31 protein-coding genes and 2 pseudogenes are annotated in these 23,068 nt (G+C 66.5%); 1 reads left to right on the plus strand and 32 read right to left on the minus strand.

The features are described 5' to 3' along the window. Positions 1-292 precede the first annotated feature (292 nt). Entirely contained in the window at positions 293-451 is a 159-nt protein-coding gene (locus tag ADT71_RS31365; RefSeq protein WP_156336584.1) for a hypothetical protein, read from the plus strand. A gap of 4 nt (positions 452-455) precedes the next feature. Here the strand turns inward: ADT71_RS31365 and ADT71_RS13175 are convergent, their stop codons facing one another. From ADT71_RS13175 to ADT71_RS13305, 32 genes and pseudogenes are all read right to left on the minus strand, one after another. Further along, positions 456-824, minus strand: coding sequence for a DUF3768 domain-containing protein (locus ADT71_RS13175; protein WP_054437495.1), 369 nt, complete (start codon positions 822-824; stop codon positions 456-458). Between the two features lie 32 nt (positions 825-856). Next, positions 857-1,804: a hypothetical protein gene (locus ADT71_RS13180; RefSeq protein ID WP_231635859.1), complete on the minus strand. Its 948-nt coding sequence runs from the start codon at positions 1,802-1,804 to the stop codon at positions 857-859. Between the two features lies 1 nt (position 1,805). Then, entirely contained in the window at positions 1,806-2,297 is a 492-nt protein-coding gene (locus ADT71_RS13185; RefSeq protein WP_054437499.1) for a hypothetical protein, read from the minus strand. Between the two features lie 42 nt (positions 2,298-2,339). Then, a complete protein-coding gene (locus ADT71_RS13190) occupies positions 2,340-2,603 on the minus strand; it encodes a hypothetical protein (protein WP_132469837.1) in 264 nt (87 codons plus the stop codon). Positions 2,604-2,704: 101 nt separating this feature from the next. Then, complete coding sequence (locus tag ADT71_RS13195; RefSeq protein WP_231635860.1) at positions 2,705-3,550, minus strand: hypothetical protein; 846 nt, start codon at positions 3,548-3,550, stop codon at positions 2,705-2,707. Continuing rightward, positions 3,551-3,973 (minus strand): hypothetical protein, encoded by a 423-nt coding sequence (locus ADT71_RS33625; RefSeq protein WP_231635861.1) that lies wholly within the window; start codon positions 3,971-3,973, stop codon positions 3,551-3,553. A gap of 23 nt (positions 3,974-3,996) precedes the next feature. After that, positions 3,997-5,228: pseudogene (locus tag ADT71_RS13200) on the minus strand (helicase HerA domain-containing protein). Between the two features lie 31 nt (positions 5,229-5,259). After that, entirely contained in the window at positions 5,260-6,024 is a 765-nt protein-coding gene (locus tag ADT71_RS13205; RefSeq protein WP_054437503.1) for a hypothetical protein, read from the minus strand. Continuing rightward, positions 5,943-6,929: a hypothetical protein gene (locus ADT71_RS13210; protein WP_054437504.1), complete on the minus strand. Its 987-nt coding sequence runs from the start codon at positions 6,927-6,929 to the stop codon at positions 5,943-5,945. Before ADT71_RS13210 ends, ADT71_RS13205 begins: the two co-directional genes overlap by 82 nt. Further along, complete coding sequence (locus tag ADT71_RS13215; protein WP_054437505.1) at positions 6,926-7,705, minus strand: hypothetical protein; 780 nt, start codon at positions 7,703-7,705, stop codon at positions 6,926-6,928. The genes ADT71_RS13210 and ADT71_RS13215 overlap by 4 nt, the downstream gene beginning before the upstream one ends. A gap of 23 nt (positions 7,706-7,728) precedes the next feature. Further along, positions 7,729-8,181 (minus strand): hypothetical protein, encoded by a 453-nt coding sequence (locus tag ADT71_RS13220; RefSeq protein WP_369818247.1) that lies wholly within the window; start codon positions 8,179-8,181, stop codon positions 7,729-7,731. A 131-nt stretch (positions 8,182-8,312) separates the two neighbouring features. Then, entirely contained in the window at positions 8,313-8,579 is a 267-nt protein-coding gene (locus tag ADT71_RS13225) for a type II toxin-antitoxin system RelE/ParE family toxin (protein WP_054437506.1), read from the minus strand. Then, positions 8,563-8,790, minus strand: a complete 228-nt coding sequence (locus ADT71_RS13230; protein ID WP_054437507.1) for a DUF6290 family protein — start codon at positions 8,788-8,790, stop codon at positions 8,563-8,565. Before ADT71_RS13230 ends, ADT71_RS13225 begins: the two co-directional genes overlap by 17 nt. Positions 8,791-8,845: 55 nt before the next feature. After that, on the minus strand, positions 8,846-9,355 hold the full coding sequence (locus tag ADT71_RS32145) for a hypothetical protein (protein WP_197283017.1): 510 nt from the start codon (positions 9,353-9,355) through the stop codon (positions 8,846-8,848). A gap of 21 nt (positions 9,356-9,376) precedes the next feature. Beyond that, complete coding sequence (locus tag ADT71_RS13240; RefSeq protein ID WP_054437508.1) at positions 9,377-9,673, minus strand: hypothetical protein; 297 nt, start codon at positions 9,671-9,673, stop codon at positions 9,377-9,379. 10 nt (positions 9,674-9,683) lie between these two features. Beyond that, positions 9,684-10,409 (minus strand): hypothetical protein, encoded by a 726-nt coding sequence (locus ADT71_RS13245; protein ID WP_197283018.1) that lies wholly within the window; start codon positions 10,407-10,409, stop codon positions 9,684-9,686. Between the two features lie 110 nt (positions 10,410-10,519). Then, positions 10,520-10,834, minus strand: a complete 315-nt coding sequence (locus ADT71_RS13250; RefSeq protein WP_054437509.1) for a hypothetical protein — start codon at positions 10,832-10,834, stop codon at positions 10,520-10,522. Positions 10,835-10,882: 48 nt separating this feature from the next. Next, positions 10,883-11,308, minus strand: a complete 426-nt coding sequence (locus ADT71_RS13255; RefSeq protein WP_054437511.1) for a type II toxin-antitoxin system VapC family toxin — start codon at positions 11,306-11,308, stop codon at positions 10,883-10,885. Further along, positions 11,305-11,562 (minus strand): hypothetical protein, encoded by a 258-nt coding sequence (locus ADT71_RS30345; protein ID WP_082370336.1) that lies wholly within the window; start codon positions 11,560-11,562, stop codon positions 11,305-11,307. The genes ADT71_RS13255 and ADT71_RS30345 overlap by 4 nt, the downstream gene beginning before the upstream one ends. Positions 11,563-11,601: 39 nt before the next feature. Next, positions 11,602-11,838, minus strand: a complete 237-nt coding sequence (locus ADT71_RS13260) for a hypothetical protein (RefSeq protein WP_054437512.1) — start codon at positions 11,836-11,838, stop codon at positions 11,602-11,604. Between the two features lie 5 nt (positions 11,839-11,843). After that, positions 11,844-12,239: a thermonuclease family protein gene (locus ADT71_RS33630; RefSeq protein WP_231635862.1), complete on the minus strand. Its 396-nt coding sequence runs from the start codon at positions 12,237-12,239 to the stop codon at positions 11,844-11,846. Positions 12,240-12,275: 36 nt separating this feature from the next. After that, the gene (locus ADT71_RS33635; RefSeq protein ID WP_231635863.1) at positions 12,276-12,476 is read right to left on the minus strand and encodes a hypothetical protein; all 201 of its coding nucleotides are present in this window, start codon (positions 12,474-12,476) and stop codon (positions 12,276-12,278) included. Beyond that, positions 12,467-12,619, minus strand: a complete 153-nt coding sequence (locus tag ADT71_RS32150; protein ID WP_197283019.1) for a hypothetical protein — start codon at positions 12,617-12,619, stop codon at positions 12,467-12,469. Before ADT71_RS32150 ends, ADT71_RS33635 begins: the two co-directional genes overlap by 10 nt. A gap of 92 nt (positions 12,620-12,711) precedes the next feature. Next, positions 12,712-13,356, minus strand: a complete 645-nt coding sequence (locus ADT71_RS13270; protein ID WP_054437514.1) for a hypothetical protein — start codon at positions 13,354-13,356, stop codon at positions 12,712-12,714. A gap of 30 nt (positions 13,357-13,386) precedes the next feature. After that, positions 13,387-13,992, minus strand: coding sequence for an ArdC family protein (locus ADT71_RS35715; protein WP_369818251.1), 606 nt, complete (start codon positions 13,990-13,992; stop codon positions 13,387-13,389). A 3-nt stretch (positions 13,993-13,995) separates the two neighbouring features. Next, positions 13,996-14,345, minus strand: a pseudogene (locus tag ADT71_RS35720) (ArdC-like ssDNA-binding domain-containing protein); the annotation flags it as partial. A gap of 96 nt (positions 14,346-14,441) precedes the next feature. Next, a complete protein-coding gene (locus ADT71_RS13280; protein ID WP_082370337.1) occupies positions 14,442-16,778 on the minus strand; it encodes a ParB/RepB/Spo0J family partition protein in 2,337 nt (778 codons plus the stop codon). Positions 16,779-16,892: 114 nt separating this feature from the next. Further along, entirely contained in the window at positions 16,893-17,213 is a 321-nt protein-coding gene (locus tag ADT71_RS13285; RefSeq protein WP_054437517.1) for a BrnA antitoxin family protein, read from the minus strand. Next, entirely contained in the window at positions 17,197-17,514 is a 318-nt protein-coding gene (locus ADT71_RS13290; RefSeq protein WP_054437518.1) for a BrnT family toxin, read from the minus strand. The genes ADT71_RS13285 and ADT71_RS13290 overlap by 17 nt, the downstream gene beginning before the upstream one ends. Before the next feature lie 30 nt (positions 17,515-17,544). Further along, positions 17,545-21,846 carry a strawberry notch-like NTP hydrolase domain-containing protein gene (locus ADT71_RS13295; RefSeq protein WP_054437519.1) on the minus strand — a complete coding sequence of 1,434 codons (4,302 nt, stop codon included), beginning with the start codon at positions 21,844-21,846 and terminating at the stop codon, positions 17,545-17,547. Between the two features lie 37 nt (positions 21,847-21,883). Continuing rightward, on the minus strand, positions 21,884-22,825 hold the full coding sequence (locus ADT71_RS13300) for a toprim domain-containing protein (RefSeq protein WP_082370338.1): 942 nt from the start codon (positions 22,823-22,825) through the stop codon (positions 21,884-21,886). Then, on the minus strand, positions 22,822-23,061 hold the full coding sequence (locus ADT71_RS13305; protein WP_054437521.1) for a hypothetical protein: 240 nt from the start codon (positions 23,059-23,061) through the stop codon (positions 22,822-22,824). Before ADT71_RS13305 ends, ADT71_RS13300 begins: the two co-directional genes overlap by 4 nt. Positions 23,062-23,068 lie beyond the last annotated feature (7 nt).

A 23,068-nucleotide genomic window follows, 5' to 3' on the forward strand; every position in this document is an offset into this window, starting at 1 on the left:
ACATGTTGCGGGCAAGTAACGGGCTGCTAATGCCATCGACAGGCGGCAGGACAACGCGACCGTCCTGCCGCCGACTGTATCCTGCAGGCACAGTATTCATGCCTGACCTGTTTGGTCAGGAACAAAGGGCGTCGCCGCAACCAAATCCGATATCGCCGTCCTTTTGACAACCGGCACGCCTTGCCGTGGTGGATACACTGCCCAAGGCAGTGTATGTTGCGCTGCGGTACACTCGAGACGGTGGCACGGCCTCTCAGGAGGCAAACCGTTGTAACCGAAGGGCGCGACGCCGATGATCCCGCAATCGATCCTGTGTCTGTTCAACCGCCACAAGCCCGACTGGCATAAGACCCGGTGGGACGGTTTGCATTACGTTGGCGCCTGCACCGCGTGCGGCCGCGAGGTCTATCGCCGCAAGTCGAAGACCTGTCGGGCGATCGGCAGCGGTTGATGGATCACAGGTCCTCGCGCACCATGATCGTCATGACGCGGCGGGTGAGCGACGCATCGGCGGCATCGTCCGAGCCGTAGCGAAGATCGAGGTCGTAGGCGTCGATCGCGAAGTAGATGGTCTGCCCCTCGTACTCGACCTGGCTGCGATCGCGCTCACTCCTGTCGTCCTGGGGGAAGCGGTGCGCGCGAACGGCGGCGAGGATGCGCGCCTGCGCGACGATCTCGCTCATGCGCTCGCCGTTGCTGAAGGTCGCAAGGCAATTGCGGGTGATGACGGTCCGTGCAGTGCGGTCGAGGCCGAGCCGGCAGCGATCGTTCAGGCGACCGATGATCTCGGTGCGCGAGGCGTGATCGGCGGGTGTGCGTAACATCAGCGCGGGTACTCCCTATGTGCAGATATGCTTTATGCGGCGACGGCGCGGACGGCAGCACTGCCGTTCGGCAGCGCACCAGCATTGAAGCGCTCGAGCCAGTCGCGCATTGTCGGGCGCTCCTCGATCGGAATCGTGGCGGCTACGTCCTGGAAGCGGACGAGGTCGAGCGGGGCATCGCGCACGATGGTGTCGATCTCGGCATCAGGGAGCAGCTGCTCGTGCCGGATGAAATCGGTCATGCGCCCCGGCCTCGCGCGGGTGGATTTGCGCCACAGCCCCTCCACGGTATGGAGCCGCGGCGCAGCCCGCGCCTCGACGAGGACGATGAGCCGCAGGCACCAGCGCGGGAGTGCCCGAACCTCCGCCGGGGCCATTCCTATACACAGGAAACAGCTCGATTTTTCGCAAAAGGGCAGGCCCTCGGCTGCAATGCGGGCGATGCAGGCATCGCGGTCCCAGCCCCATTCCTGCAAGGGATAGCGGTAGGAATAGAGCGGATCGTCGATCGTCGCGGCATGGGCGGCGCGGGCACGGTCGCGTGACCCCGCATCGAAGCCGATCAGGCGCGTGACCTTCTGTCCGCGCGCCCAGGCATCGATCGCGGGTTGCCATGTCTTGAGGAAGGCATCCTGGGGTGCCTTCTTATATTTGAGGCTGCAGCTGGAGCCGCCGAGGCTTTTGCTCGGAAGGGTCGCGTTCGTGAGCGCCATTTCCAGGAGCGAATAGTAGGGCGGCCAGTGCTTGAAGCGCTTGGGCTGATAGCGCACGATCTCATGGCGAATGCCATGGCTTTTCATCCATGGGCCGATCACGTCGAGATAGGCGTAAGTCGAAGGCTTTTCCGTCCCGGTATCGGCGGTTATCACAATTTCCGGCTTCTCCCCCCTGCTCACCAGCTCGATCAGGAGCGCGGTGGAATCGACGCCGATGCCGTAGGCAAGGGCGACAGGCGGACGCGGCATGATGATCGAGGCCATGTCACGCGCCCTGGGAGGCATCGGCCGCAACGTCGTCGGCGGCTTCGTCATCTCCCGTCACCACGAGCGGTGGGATGGCAAAGTCGGCGGCATCGAACCATGCGAGCACCGCCTCGATCGAGCCCAGTTGCTTGATGGCGGCGCGGCCGATCAGCACGGTGTCGCTTTCATCGACCGGGTAAGGCTGCGGCTCGCCCTCGCCGGTGAAGACGACACGCTCCGATCCCCATTGGCCCGAACATCCGCCAGACCAGCGCGCGAAGGGCAAGCCCATCTCGATGCAGGTTGCCTCGAGCGCATCGAAGCGCCCCCATGCCACCTCGTGGGCATAGAGGCGTAGCGACTGGCCCTCCTGCCGGTGTTCGGGCGCGAAGTCCTCGCCATCCCACTGGATGGCAAGGGCCTCGGCGCCGATAAGCGCGACAAGCCGGGTGTAATCGGCAGAGCCGATTGTTCCGCCGATTTCAATCGACGCGGACACGCGATCGACCATGGGCCGGATCTCCTGAAAGGTGTGGTTTGGTGGCGACCGCGCTCAGGCGAGGTCGTGTGCGATGAAGTCCGCAATCTCAGCGGCACCGTCCGGCCAGTCGCGAACCACGCGCTGCGCCTGCGGCAAATCGGCCATGTCGGCGATCTCGTAGTCGTCGGACATATGTGCGAAGTCAGCGGGATCGTATTCGTCGCCTCGGCAATACGTGCCGTCCGGCCAGATCATCAGGATGTTCGCCTGCAGGGACGTGTCCGTAGCGGACTGGACGGGTGAGACCTGCGGGTACGCGTGGGGGTGAGAGGCCATGAAAATCTCCATCGCTTGATGCGGACAGGGACCATTCCCCATCGTCATCCTTCGCTTTCCCTCTCTCCGCCGATACTCATGGGAAGACGCGGGATATTCCCTCAGCCGCCCTTTGACGCGGGTGCCGCCGCGTCCAGCGCGAGGATCTCGGGAAGGCTTTTGGGTGTCGCCGCGCGCTTGCGGCGGCCGAAGGCCAGCCCCTGCTTTGCCGCATACTTGTGGACCGCTGCGGCCTTGCGCCCGAGCGCATCGGCAAGGTCGCGAATGTCGATGGCGCGGGCATGCGCGATGGTGAGCGCGGCCTTGTCGTCCTCGCTCCAGGGGCGCTGGTAGCCGTGCGAAAGACCGAGCAGATTTGCGCGGGTGAAGATCGCGGCCCTGCTGCGCCCCATCGCGCGGGCGAGGTCAGCGGTGGGCACGCGCCCATAGTCACGGCGCAGCCGATCCAGATCGGCCTCGGACCAGTCCGGGCCGGTGCGCCATCCCGCCCGGTTGGCGTGGGTGCCGGTGAGCCCGAGGTATCGGGCGCGCCAGCGGATCGAGTGCGCACTGCGCGAAAGGCCCCGTTGCAGGTGCGTCAGACTCTGACCGCTCGCATAGGCGGCCTTCAGCAATTCGTTCTCCTCGGCTGTCCAGGCGCGGCCCCAGCCCTTGCCCTCGCCGATCTTGCGCATGATCGCCTTCATCGCGCTCTTGCTGCGCGTCGTGTGACCCTCCTGCCCCAGCATCTGGCCGATCTCGGTATAGGAGTGCCCCGCTTCCTGAAGCGCGATCATGCGCTCGATCTCGGCAGCGCTCCAGTCGCGGGGCATATGCTTGTGGCGCTGACCGAGCAGGGCCGCGCGCGCCGAGACCCCGTAATGGGGCCGTCCGATCAGAACGGCGATCTCGGCGATGGGGATGCCGGTCTCGTAGCCGGAGCGAAGCTGGGCATCCTCCCATGGCATCTAGGGCGGCGCGCCGGTCCGGGCAAGTCCAAGCAGCGCGGCGCGGGCATAAGTCGCCATGCAGGAACGTCCAAGGTCGGCGGCGATGCCGGCGGTCGCCTCGTCACCGTAGCGCCGGATCAGTTCCTCGTCCTCCAGCTCGTTCCATGGCCGCTGCGAATGGCGGCGAAGCCCGAGTACATAGATACGGTCGCGCACCCCCTGCCTGCCCCGGCCAAGAACCTCGGCGATCTCGGTGACGGGCACGTCATCGGCAAAGAGACGGCGCAGAGTGGCGATCTCATCGGGCGTCCAGGCATCCTTGCGCCATGTCATCTCGCCCGGCGCTCCGGCAGGAGACAGGGGCGGAAGGGGCAGCGACGCGGGGCACGCGACCAGTTCGACGACGATCGGCGTGTCGTCGGGATCGATTGCCATGGTCATGACAGTCTCCTTCAGGCGGGGGGTCAGGGCAGCGCGACGACGGGTACGTCGGCGATGCGGGCGCGCAGGCGAGCATGAAGCCGCGCCATGCGGTCATCGCCGCGCGGCATGGTGTCGACGGCGGCGATGGCGGCGAGCAGGTCGAGCGCGCGGTCGACGGCTTCGGCCGGGGTATCGAGGTGGCGCGCGAGTTCGGCGGCGGTGGTCGCGTTGGGGGCGATCCGGCGCAGGGCAAGGCAGATCGCGGCCGCGACCGCGCGGCCTCGTCGAGGAGAAAGGCATCGAGCGCGCGGGTGCCGCGCAGTTTCAGTGCATCGCCGCGTACCGGGGTGGTCTCGCGCAAGCCGTCGAGGTCGAGCAGCCGCGCGGCCTCGGCGCCGTCGATATCGGCCGCGCCGTGCAGCAGGGGCGTCGCGCCCAGATGCTCGGTGATGGTGGGATCGATGCGCGCCAGCACCGGCTCGGGCGCAAGCGCGGGACCGAAGGCATGGAACTCGCCTGCGGCAAGCGTGCGCAGCTTCTCCGATTCCGCACGCGAGAAGCCGAGGATATCGGCAGCGCGGGCGACATCGCGGTCGAAGACGTTGATGCCGATGAGGAAGTTGTGCAGCTCGCTGATCACCGAGGCCGAGAGCTTGGCGAGGCGCTGGGTGGCGATGACCGGGGCGATACCGCGCTTGCGCCCCCTGGCGCACAGGTCGGTCAGCGTCGCGACGCCGAGGCGGCGGATATCGGCGTCGCGCGCGGTGCCCGCCTGGTGGGGCGCGAGCAGATGGCCCTCGTCGATCACGACGAGCACGGTGTGCTTCCAGTCCTCGCTGGGCGCGCCGACGAGCCCCGCGAAGAAGGCCGATGCCTTGACGATGCGCGCCTCGGGATCGAGGTCGGTGAGGCCAAGGTGGAGCGCGATGCGGTGGCGCCGCGCGCGCAGGGCGGCGGCCGTCAATCCGTCGGCGGCGATCTCGGCGGCCTTGAGGGTGGTCGCGCCGATGTGCGCGGCGAGGTTGCCGAACTCGCCTTCGGGATCGACGATGATCGTCTGCACATAGTCGAAGGCCTCCTCGACGATACGGCGCAAGGTCCGGCTCTTACCCGCGCCCGAGCCGCCCTGGACCAGCATGCGGCCCGCCAGGAGGCGGTCGAGGTCGAGATGCAGCGGCCCTCGGGAGTGTCGGCCGATCGGCACGGCGTTCGCCGCCGGGGCGGCCGCATCCGGCGGAGCGCCGGTGGGCGCAAACGGGGTGACGGTGTTCATGGCGGATCTCCCGGTGAACGGGCGCGCATCATCATGCGCCCCGCCCTTTACCCTCCTCCTCCGCTCTCACGGCCTCAGGAACAATCGGGATAGGTGGCCGCTGTCGGGCGCTTTCCAGTGCAGCAAAGCCGCGCCACAAGTGCGCCTCGGCATCGATCAGGTGGTCGAAGGTACGGGTCTCGTTACCGATCGTGACGCTCCAGCGCTCGCCATGGGCTTCGATGAAACCGCAGCTATAGATGCGCCCTGGACTGTCGTGCGCGGCTTCGGTGCCCGGTTCAGAACCCAACTCGCATCCGGCGCGGATCAGGCTCGCGACATGGACGCCGCTCATGCGCCAGATATCGAAACGTGCGCCCTCCTCGCTTGCGGTGAGGTAATGGGCCTTGGCGATCGTCCATGCGGCATCGGCGTGCGCAATGTCCTCGCCGATCCCGGCAGCACGCTGCGCCGGGCTCAGCATCGGTGCGCGCTCGGTTTCCCACGCCGCCAGCATCACCATGTTGGCGTCGCAGTGATCGTGCGAGGCGCAGACGAAATCGGCATTGCGACGGTTGGCGAGCCGCATGGCGCGCCACTGCGCCGGGGTCAGCTCGATCATGAGGCCGCGCGCGAAGGCGCAGGCGAGCCGCTCGCGCGAGGCGTGCTCGAGTGCGGCGTTCCAGTCTTCGCCTGCGTGAATCTCCGCCATGTCGTCGTCAGGACTGCGCCGAGTCAGTAGGAACCGGGCGATGCCCGGAACCTCGCGCTGCGCGGAATCGGGATGGTCGATCCAGATCTGCACCGGCTCGCCCATCGGCCCGATCGCCACCTGGAAGCTGGGCGCGGTGTCGTTATGCCAGCTGGTGTCGATCCATCCTGCGCGGGATCGCCGATCAGCGCCTCGGCGCGTTCGCGCGTGAGCGGTCTCGGGGCCGCATCGGGCAACGTCCACGCATAATCGTCGCCGCTGACGAACCCGGCCTCGGGGTCGAGGACGACGATCGCGGCCTCGGCCGCTCCGGGAAGCGCGCGGATCTGCGCCAGCACATCGCCCGCGGTGCCGGCATCGCTGTCGGCGAGGATGATGAGGCGGCGTGACCACCGGGTCGGACGGGCATGGTCCCCGGGTTGCGGCCAGCTGCTCGGCAGCGGCCGCCCCGGGATGTTCACGACATCGGGGGTGCGCCGGTTGTCGGCGCGCAGCGCGGCAAGGTTGCTGCGGCGTGCGGCATCAAACAGGTCATCGCGGTTGCCGCCGCCATCGGCGAAGCCGCGATCGTAGGCGGCCAGCTGCTCGGGCGTTCGGCGCGCATCGAGCGAAGGGCCATAAGGCGAGCCGCTATGCGCTCCATACCAGCCCCAAGCATAAGTCACGGCCTCGTTCCAGTCATAGCCGTGCAGGTCGCGGCCCCTGAGGATCGCAAGATCGTGATCGGCGATCTCGCCGCGTGCGGCCTTGCCGTCCATGAAGGCGAAGTTGCGTGCGCGCCGCTCGCGCTCACTCGCGGCGGCGATGGCGTCGTTGAAGGGTTTCATCGCCGTGACCCGGACCTTCAGGCGCGCCATGCGCGCTTCAAGCGATGCGCCGGGGGGAAGATCGGGCCATGCCTGCCAGATCGCAGCGAGGGTCTCGGCCTGCTCGATCGGACGCCCCCGCGCGATCCAGCATTGCGGATCGGCGGGGTTGAAGGTAACGGCGGGGGCGGCGGCAGTAGTCATGACCGTGCCAGCGGCGACATGAAGGCCGCCTCCTCGGTGACCGGGAGCCGGGTCGCAAGGCCGCGCCCGATCGCCTCGCGATAGGCGACGGCGATCCAGAATTCGTCGGGGTGCCCCTGATAGTCACGGCCGACCAGGCGGATGCTGTCGCCATACTGCTCGATGCGTTGGCCGCCATAGGACACCAGCACTTCGCCCTGCGTGACGCTGAAGCGTTTGGGCTCGATGGTCACCAGCGCGGGATCGAAAGGCGATATGGCCTGATCGACAGGTACCGGAATCGCAGCCAGCGCCTCGCGCAGCAGAGTGGACGTCGTGTGGAAAGCAGGGCCATCCCCGGTGATGACCACGTAGCCGCCGCCGAACTCGTCACAGCGCAGCTTGTCCGAGGTGCAGGACCATTCGAAGCCGCAAGGCAGCGCGGATTTGCAGGCGGCATGGATCAGATTTGCCACGGCCTCGATGCCGAACTGTTCGCCGCTGAAGGTGACCTCGCAAACGCCGCAGGAGTCAGCATCGCCTACGTGGATGTCGCAATCGAACATCGGCCAGGAAGGATCGTCGAACAGCTCGAGGAAACTGCCGAAGTGGTTCGGCCCCTTGGCGGGGAACAGGGTGATGAAATCGTGTCCGAGTGCATCGAACGAGATTTTCAGGTCCGTGTCACTGTGATTGTCGGTCAGCAGTTCGCTTGCGCGCTCGGCCTTGGCGAGCATCGCTGCATCCTCCGCGCTCATGAAAAGGCTGAAGGCGGCTTTGACGTAGGAATTGGACATGAGGGGTGCTCCTTCAGGCAGGATCAGGCAGCGAGGCGCGTGCGGGCGGCCTCGGCCGCTTCGGGGAAGGCGGCGGTAAGGTTGGTGTGAACCCTCTCGAAATCGGGAATGGCGAATGTGCCATCCGGCCTCGGTCGGGAGACCAGCAGCGCGCCGATCACCAGTTCGCTATGCTTGCGGCGCGGGACCGTGGCGACGCAGCCGTCATATTCGACCGGAGGAGAGAAGCAGGCCGAGATCCAGCTGGACAGGCCCTCTTCCACGGCCTCGGCATAGGCGGCTACCGCCGGATCGGCTTCATCGTCGATGTGCAGCACCAGCGTGCGATAGGTGCCGAAGTCGTGGTGGTTGGGGTATGACGCGAGGCGGCACCCTTTGGGCGGCAGGCCATGAAGCGCGATCACCGCCAGCATGTAGGCGTTCACCTCGAAGGCGTCACGCGCGCGAAGTCGGGGGTCTGGCCAAGCTGCGCGCACGGCTCGTTCGCCGCGCGCCGCCAAGATCGATATGATAGGGCATGGGCTTCTCCGTCGATCCCAAATGGATCGACAAGCCCTCTCCCCCTCAACTCAAAGGCTATGGGATGCCTTGGGAAAATATTTGGGGATCAGCGGTAGATGTCGCTGCGATGGCCGATCGTCAGCACGAGAACCAGCAGCCTGCCGTCCTCGATCTGGCACACGAGCCGGTAGTCGCCGACCCGGTAGCGCCAGCGCCCCGCCATCGGGCCGGTGAGCGCCTTGCCGGAGGCGCGCGGATCTTCGCTGGCCGCCACGCGCTCGCGCAGGAAGGTGACGATCCGCTTGGCGGTCTGGCGATCGAGTTTGGAAAGGGACTTTTCTGCGGACGAGGACAGTTCAATCCGCCAGGCCAAGCCGCTTCTCCACATCGTCGAGCGAGCTGGTGGTCTCGCGACCGGCGCGGATATCCTCGAGCACCTTGTCCGAGAGGTAGATGTCTTCCATGTCCTCGATGCCGCGCTCGATGATCTCGCGCAGGTAATAGGCCTTGGTCCGCCCGGTCACGGACGCGAGGTGATCGAGCCGTTGCTCGACATCGGGGGCAAGACGCACGGACGTCGCCATGGCGAGGGTCTCCTTTGAATACGGGTATTCACTCTATCACATGCGATGCTGCGCGTCACTCCGGCTCGATGCTGAAGTCCCAGCCATGGACGTCGAGCAGTTCGCAGGCGTTGCGGTCGTAGGCGGTGAAAGTGGAGTCGAGGTCGGTTCCGGGCCTGACCAGCAATTCGAGCGTATGCATCGAACTGTCAGCGATGACGGCATGCGTGTATCCGGCCTCGCGCGCCGTCGCCTCGTTCCGGACGGTAGCCGTCTCATGGGCGATGAACGGCTTTGCCGCCCGCTGTGCCGGCCCGTCGAACGTGCCGAGCGTGCGCAGGCGGTCGGTCTCCAGCGTCGCGCCGATATCGCCCGGCAGATCCACAAAGGGCGCAGCGATCTCGATCGCGGCGGCGGCGGTGGGCAGTTCGCCCGGTGCGGTGCCCTTCCAGATGAAGGCCCATTCCTCGCCGTCGATGCGCGGATGGGGCTGCATCACCTGGACGAAGAATGTGCCGAGTGGCCGGTCCCATCCGATGGCGACGGAACTGGCAACGTCCTTGCCGGGCAGGACATGACGGCTCATGATCGGCTCCTTTGCGAGGGATCAGTTTTCGAGAGTGCCCCATTCCGGGTGCCAGGGCCTCGGGAAAGGGGCGAAGCGCACCACGCCGGTGACCTGAGTGATACCAGCGGCGGATAGTTCTTCGAGATGCATCACACAGGAGAACGCCTCGGCCATATCGGTCTCGAGGAGGTGGTCCAGCATGGTGGCCTCGAAGATGTCCCGGTCGGTCATGGCCGTCCAGTCCAGCGCATCCATGAAGCCCTCGCGCCGTTCGACATAGCGCTCGAGGCGCGCGGCATCCGCCGTGACGATGGCAATGGCCTGATCGATGTGCATGGCCGCCTCCTCACGCTGCGAGTGGCCGGGCGGAGTCTGGCGCCGGAGCCATCGGCATCAGCGCCGGGACCGGCATGCCCGCGGGCATCGGCAGGACCGGCGCCGGGGATGACGCCGGTGCCGGGACGATATCGGCAAGCCGCAACTCGCGCTTCAGCCGCGCGGCGAAGCGTTCGGCCCTGATGAAGTCCGAGATACGCGCAAAGCGCAGGCGTTCGCGTGCTGCGGGGCCGCGCTTCGCGAAGTAGCTGACCTCGTTGTCCTCGTGGAGTGGGCCGATGGCGATGGATGCCTCGATCTCGGGAGAGGTGAGCACGACGCTCCCGGAAATCGCCGCGTCGCCATAGTGCGAGGTGACGTTGTAGCGGCCTTCGGAAAGATCCAGCGCGATCGCGAGGCGGCGCATGGCCTGGCGCGCGTCACGGTGGAAGCGGTCCTTGGCCGCCTTGTCGTGAGACACACCGCGCAGGGCAAGGGCCAGCAGTGCGGGATGGCGATCCAGCTCGGCGATGCGCCGCGTGCAGGCACTGCGCAGCGCTGCCTCCTCGCTCGCGGCCTCGGCAAGGCGGCCGAGATGACGCGCGAGCAGGAGAAGGGCGGGGTCGTTGTCGGGGCCGATACCGGCGACGCGGCAGTCCTCGATGCCCCGGTTGATGGCGTGAAGCGCGGCGGTGAGGCTGGTCAGCGCGCTGGGATCGAGAGCCTGGTGGTGGCGGAACGGCACATCGTAGGACATTGCGAGGCACTTTCGGGCAAGATCGGGCGCATCCTCACGCCCGCCCTTCCCCTTCCCCCTCCGCTCCCGTGCCTTGGGGGTGCAGAGGGAAAATGGTGCCTCGATTCAGATCAGGTTGTTTCGCTAACAACCTCACGCCACTGATGGACGAGAGCAATGAGCTCCTCGCGCCGACCGAACTGATCAGCATAGATCGCCTCGGGATAAGCCGCGAGAAAACCGACGATCCTTGCGATATCGAGACCGACTTCCCGGTCGAGTCCGAACAGGTCGGCGATGGGAAAATGCCCCCAGTCGTCACCGTTCCACCAAGCGAGCAGAAAATTCGCGACCCGCTTCGATTGCCCAGTATCCGAGCGGGCGACATCGATAAGGCGATCAAGGGCAACTTTCGCACTTGCGACATCGATCGAGATTGCGGTCATGGCAGATTGTCCTGATTTGCATGATGTATGGCACCGCGAAAATCGCGGTTAAGTTGAAGACGCGGTCCAAGGGTTGATGGTGTTGATTTTTGCGGCCAGGAAGGGCGCTGTATCTCGCGTCGCAATGACAAATCCACGCGATGCCGCGATAGCCGCGATATAACCGTCCGGCGTCGGGAAACCACGGCCCGCAGCCCTAGCGACAACAGCAAGATCGGAATACTTGAATGCCGCCCGTTCGTCGAACGGGAGTATCTTACCGAAGAACAGCTCGATCGTCCGGGACATCGCTTCCTCCAGCGATTGTCGCCGCTTGCCCTGTGCCAGTATGGAGATGCCAAACCGGATCTCAGCAATGGTCACGCTCGTGATGAACAGCGTCTCGATCGGCTGTTCGTCCAGCCAGGTGGATACCGCCCGCGATGGAGCAGCCTTTGTCATCTCCGATATGACGTTCGTATCCAGAACAATCATTCGTCGAGAGCCATCGGAGCGGCAGGAGTGCGTTCTCCAGCGTTTGCAAGAACTGCAGCTTCTTCGTCGGTAATTCCTGCAGCTTTCCAGATTCCGGAGAGAGCCTGTCCCAAGCGGGGACGGCCTTCAGGCTTCACCGCACGTGATAGAATGTCCCGAATCTCGGCTTCGGTACTGCGCCCATGCAAGGCGGCCTGCGCCTTGAGCGCACGATGGACGTCGTCAGGAATATTACGAACTGTCAGGGCCGGCATGAGAAAGCATCCGTTTGATGGCATCTTGTCGAAATGATATCATGCGCGCGCTGGCGCCGTCAATTCGGGAAGCGCCGGACTCTCCAGCTCGGCCATGAAGCCATCGGGATCGATGAACATGGCGAGCGCGCGCAGATACTCGGCATAGGCGAAGCGCGAGACCTCGCTGTCGAACTCGTGGCGCGTGGCGGTGAGCACGCTGCGATATTCGCAGGCGAGTGTTTCGCCGTTGGCGCGGATGGTATCGGCGAAGGCGCGAAAATGGCGGTAGCGCATGAGCTTTACTCCATGAGAGTTCGCCTTTCCCTCGCCCTCTCCCCTTCCGATGCCCCGGATGTCCAGGATTTCTCGGGTCGCTGGGGCACCGGCGCAGAGAGGGTCAGCGCCGCCCCGGCTTCGCCTCGCAGGCAAGCCGCTCGCCGGCGACGCCACTTGGCCGGTTCGGTAAAGCTGCCCGCGTGCGCGCCGCGCTTTGCAGCACGGGCGGCCTGATAGGCGGCCATGTATCGGCGCGCCTGTTCGGGCCGGCCCTTGAGGTAGCCGGTCACCGGGATCGCAAGCCCCGCCGCGATCATCGCCTCGCCCAGGTCGCGCCCGCCGATCTCGACGGTGCCCACCGGGCGGCCATAGCTGGCGCTGCCGGTGAGGCGGACCGTCGCGTTACCGGACTTGAGCAACCGCGAGGCATAGTCCTGCGCCGCCTTGCCGCAAGGTCAGCAGCCCGAAGCGGTGGCGCACAGCTGCTTGCGCTCATAGGCATCGGCGCCGTGCAGGCGCACATCGAACGACACGGTGTCGCCGTCGATCGCGCGGCCTCGGGCGACGATCGCGGCGGCGCGGGGATCGGCAGGTTCACGCGAGACGGCGGCATCGCAGGCGGTGAGCGCGAGCAGCGAGACGAGGATCAGGCGCATGCGGCATGCTTCTGGCCTGCGACTTCAGGGCTGGTGGTGGGGCTGCTCAGCGGCGCGACATCGCCGCGATGCTCGATGACGCGCCAGGGCTGAAGCGGATCGAGGGTGGCGACAACCGAGACGGCAAGGCCCTCGTCGGCCATGTGGCCCGCCACTCGGATCGCATGCGCGCGACTGCACAGCACAGCCCGCAAGGGTGACAGAAGGGGCGAGAAGGTTCGGATCGGGATCTGTGTCATGGGACCGCCCTTGCAGATGTGGTGGAGGAGGCAAAGACGGTGCGATGCACGCGGGTCTGCACCGCCACGCTCCAGTCGCGCTCCCGAAAACCGGTGATCCGATAGCGGCCATGGCCGTCCGGAACGCGGAAGGTGATCGAGCGGCCACGCTTGACGACGATGAACTCGCTGCCCTCGTAGCCGTCGGTGAAGGTCACCGGCTCGGCGAGCCGGATGCGCATGCCGTCCTCGATCTTCCGGGAACGGCGCTGGAGGTTGGCGCGGCAACGTCGCCGCCAGTCGAGGGCATATTCGTTGTCGGTCGGCGTCAGCAGGTCGAGGATATGGGCGGGGCAGCCATCCTCGCATGGCCCCATTTTTTCGCTCAAGTCCTTGTACCCGAAGTGGAGATTGTCCTTGTCCCCCGGGTTCCACCGCACGAGGCAGACGATGCCGAGCACTTCGGTTATCTCGCCGTTGGCGCGGTACTCCGCGGCGGCGTAGTAGACCCTGTTGCCGGGGCAGGAGGAGGCGAGGACGCGCGCGCTGTGCGCGATGCCGTCTTCTCCCGCTTCCCAATCGAAGGTGAACTGGGCGTCGAGCCAGGATTTGGCGGTAGCGTGCCCGCCCATGTGGTGACGGTTCATGTAAAGCCAGCCCATGGGGCGGTCTCCTCAGGTGATGGTGATGGGTCATGCCGCCGCCCTCATCGGCTCGGCCGTGTCTTCGCAATCGGCACGGCTGAAGGCGGCGAGGTAGGCGAATGCCTGCTCGGCCTTCGAAGCGGCGGTGAAGATGGCGCTGTGATCGCTCCGGAGCACGTCGATCCAGTGGCCCAGGTAACTGGCATGGCTGTCGTGAAGTTCGCTCGGCAAGCCAAGCTCGGCGCAGATCGACGCTGAAGTCAGTTCGGCGCAGAGTTCCTCCATGCAATAGGCCGCATCGCCGAACCGCTTGCCGAAAGTGCGGTTGAGGCGCGTTTCATTTCCGCTCCAGTGCGCGGTCTCGTGTCCTCTCGTCGAGGCCAGCAGATCCGCCGAACGGAAGCTGCCGGGATGGGGGAGCTGGATGTAATCGCCACCCGGATCGTAGTAGGCGCGGTCCCCGCCCCAGCGCAGTTCAGCAGGGATCGGCGCGAAGAAGGCATCGATCGCCGCCTGCCGGTGCGAGAGCAGCGCCGGGGTCGGCGGCACGTCGCGCGCATAGTAGTAGCGCGGCAGGCCCTCCACTTCGTCAGCATTGTAGACCCAGTAATGGCGCAGGAAGCGGATCAGCGCGCCGGAAGTCTTCTCGCCCATGAGGCCGGGAGCACCGGCCTTGCGGAAGCTGGAGGCATAGATCGACATGGCGGGAACAGCATCGCGATGGACATGGCCGCCCAGCTCCCCGGCCTGGCGCGCGGTCATCCAGTAGCGCGAACGATAGCCGCGCGCGTCGGCGATCGCCCAGAGCCAGAGGCAATTAATGCCATGGTAGGCGTGCCCTCATGGCGCAGCGGGCGGCCGCCCTCGCCGGTCAGCGACCAGGGCCGGGTCCAGGGCTTCGTTCCCGCCTCGAGGCGGGCAATGATCATGCGGGTGACCTCGCGCGCGATATCGCGAGAGGAACGCGGGGCGGATGCCGGGAGCCGTGCCGGCGCGGTAATGGACATGGCGCACTCCTGCGGTTAGCAATGCGGTCGGCACCGGCCCGGGAACTCTGCCGGGGGGAGAGACGGCGTGAGACCTGTCAGGACAGTGCGGGAGGCTTACTCGGCGGCCTCGGCCCATTCGCTCACCGCGTCGTCGTCGCCGAAGACATGCGGGCTTTCGTCATCGAGGCCATCCGCCTCGTCGTCGATGGCCTCATGCCCGTCCATCGTGCCGTCTTCAGTGTCGCCATCGTCGGGATCCTGCGTTTCGGCACCGTCAGTGGCAAGCACCGCCAGGGCCTCCTCGTCGTCACCCTCATCGTCGCCGATCAGTGCAGCGAGATCGATGTCCGTATCGGTGTCGTTCTCGACGCCGGCAGTTTCGCCCTCGGCCTCGGCCTTGGGCAGCGTCACCGGGAAGCGCATCGCGGCGGGCACCCAGGCAAGGGCCGCTTCCTTCACCTCGGCCTCGATCACGGCCTCGCCGGCGAACAGCTTCTCGCACGATGCCGAGATCTCGCCCTTCTTCTGGCTGGCATGACGGCCCGAGAGCGCGGGACCGCCGACGTCGTCGAGCAGCGAGAGCAGCGCCCCCTTGGGAATGCGGTCGAAGAAGTTCTCAGACGTCGGCCGCCACCAGCTGGCCACATCGATATCGAGGATCGTCGCGAGCCGGTTCTGCAGCGCGTTCTGCCGCGTGGAATGGCTTTCCTTGGCCTCGAAGGACTTCGCCACGATCCAGGCCAGCCATGCCGCCTTGGCCTCGTCGCCCAGCATGCGGAACGCCTCGAAGCGGGTCACCATGTCACCGGATTCGGTCCAGCTGGCATCGAGCCCCTCATGGACCTCGGCGAGGTAATCGCGCGCGCGGGCGCCGGGCACGCTATTGGCCAGAACCGGGTCCTGCGGCGACGGCGCGCGGATCGTCGTTCCGTTGTACGAGGCCCCGGCATGGCCCTGGTCGGCCATGACGAACAGCATGTAGTCGAGCGCCAGCGCCGGATTGGCGATGATCGAAGCGCCCAGCACGTCGCGGCGCTGGACCGCGAGCTGGTCGAGCAGCACCTGGCTCATCGCCTTGCCGCCCGGCGCCGCCGCTGCCGGATCGACCTCCTCGGCCTTGCCGCGGCCCTCGGCGATGCCACCGCCACGCGCGGGGCCTTCCTCGATGCGGAAGGTCGGGGTGCGCGCCACGATCGCGCCGTCGCCGTCGATATAAGGGGCATCGTCACCGTCACCGGCTTCGCCGCCCTCGCCCGGTTCATCGCCGGCCTCGTCTTCATCATCGACCAGGGTGACGCGCAGCGAGGTCTCGGAGTAGTAGGTGTCGTCCAGTTCCATGGTGCCGTCGTTCTCCAGCGTCAGGAACAGGCCGACGCGCGGGGTCAGTTCGGGGGGCAGCAGCGCAGGACGATGGAAGCGCAGCGTCTGCACCTCTTCGCCCAGCGCCTCGTATTCGGCATTGAGGGCGTCGTAAGCTTCCTCCTCGATCTCCTCGTTCTCCATCTCGGTCTCGATGACGCCGGTACGGGTATCGATCTCCTCGATCCGGGCGGCCTGCTCGGCCGTCAGCGCCGCCATCGGCAGGTCGACACGGTGAAGCCCGCGTGCCGCTTCCCAGACCGAGCCCCCGGCGATCGGCCTGATCCAGGCGAGGCCACGTTCCTCGCCGATGCGCGCGGCTTCGGCTTCCATCTTCGCCGCAGCCAGCGTCTGCGCGATCTCGGGATTGAGCCAGCTGTCGCCGGCATCGCTGAACAGGTCGCGATCGACCACGCCGCCGGCAGCCACATAGGCGTCCTCGCCGACCAGCAACGCGACAGGGTCGGTGGACTTCATGCTCTCGTTGGCGATCACCCGGCGGATCGTGTCGGGGCCGTAGTAGCTGGACTTGCCGTAGCTGTTCCACACCATCATCTGGCGCTCGTGGCTCTGGGTCGAGGCATAGGCCTTGGCGAGGTCGAGCGTGATCGTGCCCTGGGCCAGCGCCTCGAAGATGGGCTCGGCGAGATTGGCGAGGCGCAGGCGGCCTTCGACGAACCGGCGCGAGATGCCGAAGCGCTTCGCCACCCCGTCGATATCGCCGTTCTCTCCCAGGAAGTGCTGGAAGGCCCGGCATTCGTCGGCAGGAGACATCGCCAATCTCTGGAAGTTCTCGGCCAGCGAGGTTTCCGAGAGCGTCGCATCGTCGCCCGAGAGCGTCATCACCGGCACGTCGTAGTCGGCCGCCACGATATCGCCGCGCTCGGCCAGCAGCATCAGCGCGCGGTAGCGGCGGCTGCCCGCGATCACGGCAAACGCGCCGCGCGGCTTCTTTACCGGCGTCACGATGAGGTTCTGCAGCACGCCGCGTGCGAAAATGTCGGCGGCGAACTGTTCGATCAGGTCATCGCCCGCCTTGCGCACGTTGATGTCGGAGAGGATCAGCCTGGCGAGTTTCACGGTCTGGATCATGGGGATATCACCTTCTTGGCACTGTTCGGACCAATTCCCGAACACCCCGCCCCTTCCCCCTCCCTCTCTTTGGGCCCCGGGAAGTCGTGATATCGCTGTGATCCTATGGCATGCTCAGGTGCTTGCTCGGTGCTGAGTGCCGTTCGGGGATTTGCGGCTCACGCGAGCCTCATGGCGCAGCATGTGCTTGCGCAACGTGCGGTTGATCTCGGTCTGGTAGCCCCCATCGGAGTGTTCCTTGAACCAGGCGATGACGTCCAGATCGAGCCGCATGGTCACCGACTTCTTGAGCGGCTTGTAAAGGCCCGGACGGTGGGCATGGTCCCAGTTGGCCTCCGGCGCCTCGGGAATGTCGTGCGTGTCGATCTCGTCGTCTGCCATCGCCTGAAGCGCGGCCAGCTGCTCACGCTCGGACTTATCAAGATTCTTCTTCATACCGTCTCCTTTCGTGAGGCGTTGCCTTTCGGGCGCTGATGATCCGTATCCGGTTGTCGCTATCTGGATCTGGATAGCTGTGCACGACCAGGACGATAACCGTGCCCTGCACCGCACCGATCGCATGGAAGCGTTCCTCACCATCGACCGTTCGGTCAGGGATGATGACGAGGAAAGGATCGTCCCACACCCGCTGGGCGAGCGGAAACCCGATCCGGTGCTTGCGCAGATTGATCTCGGCTTTCTCCGGGTCCCATTCGAACCGCACATCATCTCCATATGTATTGACGATATTGTCCATACACCATTGCTCTCGATTATGCCAGTGCTCTCACGCCGCCTTGAGGATGGCGCCGATCACGCTCTCCGCATCATTGACCGGCACGAAGACGCGGCTGCGATACGCGATGATCTCGACGAAGCACCCGAGCGACTTGAGCCAGGGCAGCTGGTTCGCGGGCGCATCGACGATCTCGACACGGGGGTTGCCGTTCACCAGTGAGCGCCTGAAGGTCATCACGAAGGGCCGCGCCACCTCGACGCTGCGCCCGGACAGCACCGAACGGGCGATGGCCTCGACCGGCATGTCCTCGGACTTCGCTATGCCCAGTTTGGTGTAGAGCTGGACCACATGCTGATCGAACACGAGACGCCCGAGCCAGGAGTTGCCCTGGCCATCGACGATGCGGTTGACGGCCAGATGGTCCGACGGCAGCGCCGACCAGATCGGCAGCAGCAGTCCGGTGGCGAGCCGGATCGTCTCGACGTCGAGCTGCTCGGCCGCCTCGGCGTACTCCTGCGCCCATAGCGCGGCGAAGGTTTCGCGATCGATGACGTCCCAGGCGGTTTCGAGGAGGTCGGCCTCGCGCAGGAACTCACGCCGGCACGGACGCTGAAGCTCGACGCGCGCGATCGGCTCGCCCTCCTCGTCCATCCACGGCCGCGCCTTGAGGCGCAGCGCCACCTTGCCCGAGCGGGCGTTGTGGACGAAGGCCGCATCCCCATGTGGACCGGCGTGGGCATCGGCGATCCTGAGGATGCGCTCGAGCGCGATGGGGTTTTTACGCCGTGCGATCTCGATGGTGAGCAGGTGACTGGTGGCCCCGCTGTTCGGATCGGTGCGCAGCAGCGTGTCGTCGATGACGGTGGCGGTGTCGGCCATGATCGTCTCGACGCCCACATCGAGCGTTCCGGCCTCGCGCGCGGCGGCGACGCGGGTTTCCACGAGCGCGAGGAACTCCTCGAAGATTGCGTTCTGCAGGCCGATCGGCAAGGCGAGAAGGCGGTTGAGCCAGCGCTGGATGGGGGGAAGCTCCTCCTTCATCACGCCGTCGCTGTCGTGGATCTCGAGCCCGGTACGCGCGGTGAAGTCTTCCAGTGTCGTGCTCTTGAGCTTGCCGTCATCGAGCAGGTGAAACCACGTCACCAGCGCGTCCCTTGCGTACTCGGACTCGAGGTTGTCCGAAGGATCGAACAGATTTTGCCCCCCGGTCTGGCGTTGGCCGCGTGTCAGCGCGCCGAGGCTGTCGAGCCGCCGCGCGATCGTCGAGGTGAAGCGCAGCTCGCCCTTGCAGTCGGTGGTCACCGGACGGAACAGCGGGGTCGAGGCCTGGTGGGTGCGGTGCGTGCGCCCGAGGCCCTGGATCGCCCGATCGGCCCGCCATCCCGGCTCGAGGAGGAAGTGGACACGCTGCTGCTGGTTCACCGCGTCGAGGCTGGCGTGGTAGGAGCGGCCCGTGCCGCCCGCATCGGAGAACACCAGCACGTGCTTGGTGCCGTCCATGAAGGCCGAGGATTCGCTGCGGCTCGCGCTGGCGGGACGGCTTTCCACTTTCTGGCGCCCGTCGGCGAGCGTCACGAGCCGCCTGGAGCGCCCGGTCACTTCGGCGACGCGCTCGGGACCGAAGTGCTCGACGATGGCATCGAGCGCGGACTGGATCGGCGGCAGCGCGCAGATCGTCTCGATCAGGCCGTCACGCGCGGCGATGGCATCGGGATTGTGGACGGGATTGCCCTTCTCGTCGCTCATCGGCTCGGAGCGGCCCGTACCGGTATCGTCGGTAAAGACGCGCATCTGCCGGGTCGGGAACGCCCGCATCAGGTAATCAACGATCTGGTCGACCGGCGAGAGCGTCAGCATAGGATCGGCGCGTTCCTCGGCGCTCATCTGCGACAGGCGCCGATCAAGGATCGCCTCGGCCGTCGTCACCAGTTGCAGCACCACCGACTGACCAGCCTTGAGGTGTTCCTCGACGGCGGCGATCACCGTGGGCAGCTTCATCGCCAGCAAGACCGCCCCAAAAAATCTTTGCTTAACAGACTCTATTCGGCTGCGCGCCGCCGCCTTGGCGCCAGCATTGAGCGTACCACCCCCGAAGCCATCGATCACACCGGTTTGCGTCAATGCGGCTTCCATGTTGGACAATATGACGTGCCACGCCGAGGCATATGTATCGTAAATCTCGATCTGTGCCGGCGTCAGCGCGTGACGCAGCACATCGTACTCGACGCCCGCGAAGCTCAGGGCCCGCGCAGCGTAGAGACCGAGCGCCTTCAGGTCGCGCACCACCAGTTCCATGGCGGCAATGCCGCCCTGGCGGATCTCGGAGATGAACATCTCGCGGTTGGCAAAGGCGGTTTCCGGTCCCCACAGACCGAGGCGCACCGCGTATGCAAAGTTGTTGACGTCAGAAGCCCCGGTAGCCGAGGCATAGAGCACCCGGGCGCCCGGAAGCCGGTTCTGGAGCAGCACGCCGGCGATGCCCTGCTGCGAACCTTCCTTGCGCCCGAGCGCGCCCTCGCCGCCGGCAACGCCGCCCATCTCGTGCGCCTCGTCGAAGGCGATGACGCCGTCGAAGTCGGCTCCGGCCCAATCGAGAATCTGCTGCAGGCGGGTATGGTCGGAGCGGCCCGAGCGCAGGGTCGGATAGGTCACGAACAGCACGCCCTGATCGAGCGATACGCTCTGGCCGATCTTCCAGTTGGAGAGCGGCTGCACGTCGGCCGAAAGACCGCCGAGCGCCGTCCAGTCGCGGCGAAAATCCTCCAGAAGCGGTTCGTTCTTCGTCACGAAAACATGGCGGCGGCGGCCTTGCAGCCAGTTGTCGAGGATACAGGCGGCGATCTGGCGACCCTTGCCCGCCCCGGTGCCGTCGCCAAGGAAAAAGCCCTTGCGGTAGCTTCGTCCTTCAGGATCGAGGGTAAGGCCGACGCCTTCGGTGGCGGGCCTGAAAGTGCCGGGCAGCATCTGCGACCAGGCGTGGCCTGCATAGACCACGGTTTCCAGCTGCGAGGTCGACAGCAGCCGCTCGCTGACGGTGCGCTCGGGCAGATGCGGGATGTGGGTCGGGACCGGCGCGGGGATCGAGCCCATCGCCACCGATTCCACCAGCGCGGTGGGATGCTCGCCCGCGGTCTCGAAGACGATCCGGCTTGGCCGATAGGGCAGGTAGACCCCGACCTGCTCGGCCAGCGGCGCAGCCTGTTCCAATACCCGGTAGGCGACGGGCAGCACCGCGTTCTTCACCGGGGCATGGAACGGCCGCGGCTTGGCCACTTTCGCACTGCGCGCGGCGCCGAACATCGTGGCGGGTTTGCGAGCGGAGGCGGATGAGGACGAAGAGGAAGACAAGGAAGAAGGCGCGGAAGGGATGAAGGAATTGGCGCCGGTGGATGGAAGCGAGGCGCGCGGCGGGATCGTCACGACATCGATGAGGTCCGCCAGCGAGGCGCGCGCGATCGTCGCGGGGCGCATGTCGTCTTCGCCGGTGGCGGCCACCTTGTCGATGGCGTAGAGCCTGATGGCGATATCGGTGCCGTGCTTGCGGTAGCAGTGCTCGAGGCGCAGCGAGGTGCGCACGCTGCATCCGGCGAGCACCGCCTCGAAGGCGGCGCGCACCCGGGTGTCGGGGGCGAACCAGTCGGGCATCACCGCGAGCGCGCGGCCACCGGGGCGAAGACGGCGAAGCGCGGCCTGAAGGTGGCGCAGCGCGGCGAGGTCGTCGGCGCCGCGCCCGAGGCTGCGCGCAAACGGCGGGTTCATCAGTACGACGCTGGGGCGCGGCAGCGCGGCATGGAGGCTGACCAGCCCGGCCCCGTCATGGCCGGTGACCACGGCCTCGGGAAACACCGAGGCGAGCCGCTCGCGGCGCTGGGGATCGATCTCGTTGAGATAGAGCGCGCCGCACGGCGGGATCTGCGCGGTAAGCAGGCCATTGCCTGCGCTCGGCTCGAGCACGATATCTTCAGGGCCGATCATGGCCAGCAGCACCGCGAGCGCGGCGATATCGGCAGGGGTCGAGAATTGCTGGAAGGCGATCTGTTCCTCGCTGCGCACCGTCTGCGTGGGGCACCGCGCCATCAGCGCCGTGGCGGCCGAGACATCGGCGAGGGTTTCGAGCGCATAGGGCCGCGTGCGCAGGTGCAGGGCGAGCGCATGCTCGAGCATCTCGAAGCTGCCGCGCTGGGTCCAGCGTCCGTCGGCATCGCTGCCGCCAAAACAGCGCGTCATCGCCTCGTTGAGGTCCCGGCGGGTGATAAGCGCGCCGTCAGCCAGCAATGCAGCAATATGGCGGGCGGCATCGCCATCGTTGAGCGGAGCAGTGAGGGGGGGAAGATCGAGCAGATCGCGCATGGCAAGGGGTCTCCTGTTCCTCTGCCCGGACGGCAGATCACCCCTTCCCTTCCTCCCTCCACTCCTGCGTTTCGGACGTTCGGGAAGTCCCGGCGCCATCGGCCGTCCTGCCTGCATCCGGGCTGCCTGCCCGCTCCTGTTCCTCCAGAACCTGCGCCCAGTCCTTGCCGGGAGGCGGCATATCGACGCGGATCAGCCGGTTGTCGGCCGCATAGGCGCGCGCCGCGCGGTTGACGGCGCGCCGCCCCGCGGTGTCGTTGTCGCCGGCAAGGATCAGGCCGGTGACGGTCTCCGGAATGGTGACCAGCCCGAACCGGCGCGAGCCGAGGCTCGCCCAGCAGGGCAGTCCCCGCAGCCGCGACCAGGCCCGCGCGGTCTCGAAGCCCTCTGCAAGGCCGATGGCCAGACCACCGCCACTACCAATGCCGCCGCCACGCCAGGCGCCAAAACCCAGCGTCCCGATCGTCGCCTTGGCGGAGTAGCGCGCGGTTACGGGATCGAGGAATATCCGCTGCAAGGCGACCAGCCTCGGGCCCTCACGCACCGCGACGAGCAGCGCCGGCTTGAACACGGTATGGGGCCTGGCGCCATGCGGGCAGCGCGGATGGAAGCGTAGATCGCCCGGGACCGGCAGCAGGAAGCGCGAGGCGAGGTAGCGTTCGCCCAGCGTTCCGGGAACCGGCAGCGCCTCGTCCCACAGCCGCTGGACATTGGCGCTGCGGCCCCCTGGCGCATCGGGCGGCGGCTCGTAGCGGCGGGTAATGGCGATGCGCTCGAGTTCGCGCAGCACGTCGATCGGCGAACACCCGGCAAAGCAGGTGACGAGAATGCCGTGGTCGCCCTGGCGCAGCGAGAGGCTCGGGGTATGGTCGTTATGGACCGGGCAGCGGCACATCGCGACGTTGCCGCGCCAGGTGCCGCGCAGCGTACCGACGATATCGACCAGCCTTTGCGAGGGCCGGTTGGCGACAAGGCTCATCGATCGTTCTCCGCTTGCGGGGTCAGCACGGCGCGCGCGATCGCGTAGATACGCTCCTCCCGTGCGGACCAGGCCGCGACCGCCTCGTCATCGTGAAGCCGGGGCACGGCGCCGGTCAAGCGCTCGCGGCCGCGCACATAGGCGATGAGCGCCGTCTCGACGCTCGCCTCGTCGGGATGCAGCTGGGCGATATCCGCATGTTCGCGATCCCGGATGAACAGGACGAAGTGTTCCATGGCGGTA

This window comes from Novosphingobium sp. ST904 (genome assembly GCF_001298105.1).
Classification (GTDB): domain Bacteria; phylum Pseudomonadota; class Alphaproteobacteria; order Sphingomonadales; family Sphingomonadaceae; genus Novosphingobium.